We start from the raw sequence: 1,583 nt of genomic DNA on the forward strand, positions 1-1,583 counted from the left end.
TGATCTCATTCAATTCTGCCAACTCTGTAGCAGCCGACTTGATAAGGCGTCCTTCTTCGTTCTCCAAGGTTGGATCTACGTGCGAAGTTAGAGCTCCGAGAGAGGCGACGTACTCCTCGAAGCTTGGTATAGCTGTGGGCACTGTCAGTCTCTCCCGATAAAAATATATTCCTGGACTGAGCGCCGTGCCGCAGAGGAGTGGGTGCCAAAGTGATACTGATGGTCGACCATACGAACTTCCACATTTGGTTTCACAGACCCAAGCAACTCTTTGATCCTTGCATCGCCGGGGAGGGCATTCGACGAGTAAGACATCACGATTGCTCCGGCATCCTTGAACTTGTCGAAGGTCCGTTCAAGCGCATCCTCGATGGTGCGCTTATTAGCGAAAACGGATTTCTGCTTTGGGATCTTCTTGGTCTTCGTCTCCTGCATGATTTTGCGTCCTACCCAGTAGTCCGAGAGCCCCTCGAGGAAGTGATATCTCTTCGTGTAGTCCGCATCATCACTCGGGGGAGCATAGGGCGGATCCAAGTACACAACGTCGTAGTCCGTCTTCACCAGGTCGAATACGTCGCCGGTGTACGCGTGATTGGTCCGGCCCGTCGAAAACACTGCGGCATTGTACTCAGCTGCGCGTTCTCTGAAGTGCTCCCGAAGGGGCAACGAAAGGTCGCGCCGGCCATCGTTGTAATGGGATAGATCGCCAGAAATTGTGAACACGCCTCGCGGCTGCTTCCGCGCGGCGGAGAGAATAAGGGTAGCTAGGGCTAGATCTCGTTCAAATCCCGTCAGACTGTCAATGTGTGACCAAGCTGAATCCAGGAAGACGCGGTCGTCTTCGGCGAAGAAGACGTCCTTGAACGTGGTCTGTATGAAGTTCCGATCGTCGGCTGCTGGGCCGCAGATGGCGGCGATCATGTCGTCAGTCAAGGTTACAGATTCGTTGACCATGGACGCCCGGGAAATGACGGATGGGAAGTGCAAGTAGTCATTCGTGTCGACGGCGTAGCCCATTGCCTTGGCCAGGTAGCCCACGAACCCTGAGCCGCTGAAGGCGTCTAGAAATGTGGTTCCGCCGACATCGTTGAAGACTGCGCCCAAGTGGGGTGCCAACTTGTATTTGGAACCCATGTACCGGAGCCGGGGGTATGCAGCAGCCCGCGCCAGCGCGGCTACCGGGCTGCGCGGGGGCGACTTCATTTCGACTGCGGTGCTCATACGACCTGTTCCTCCGAGTGCAACTGAGGACCCAAAGCGATCCGCATGAACTTGCCACGTTAGGGTCCGCTACGAGCCTACCGTTCGGCGATGACAAAGCCGGGCTGCGGCGCCAGCAACCGTTCCAAAAAGGTGAGAAACTCCGTCTTCTTAGAGGCCAAGGAAGTGAGTCGTGGGCCAAATTAGCACTAATGCCTTCTGCTCGTCAGCTGAGCCCAGAGGGAAGAAATAATGGGGCTGCGGTTCAAGAGCGGCTGTACTTATTCGCAAGCTGCACCAAATCAAGGTCCTTGTAGCGAGGTTCAGTCACGATGGGGAACGTCGAATAAACAAGCTTGATAAACGGTTCCCAAGTGAGTGTC

1 protein-coding gene is annotated in these 1,583 nt (G+C 55.3%); it reads right to left on the reverse strand.

Translation table 11 applies throughout. The annotated features are described in order from the left end of the window. Window positions 1–144 precede the first annotated feature (144 nt). Complete coding sequence (locus D477_RS18455) at window positions 145–1,221, reverse strand: DNA adenine methylase (RefSeq protein WP_005273374.1); 1,077 nt, start codon at window positions 1,219–1,221, stop codon at window positions 145–147. Window positions 1,222–1,583: the final 362 nt, after the last annotated feature.

The sequence above is a fragment of the Arthrobacter crystallopoietes BAB-32 genome, assembly GCF_000328305.2.
GTDB classification, from domain to species: Bacteria; Actinomycetota; Actinomycetes; order Actinomycetales; family Micrococcaceae; genus Crystallibacter; species Crystallibacter crystallopoietes_A.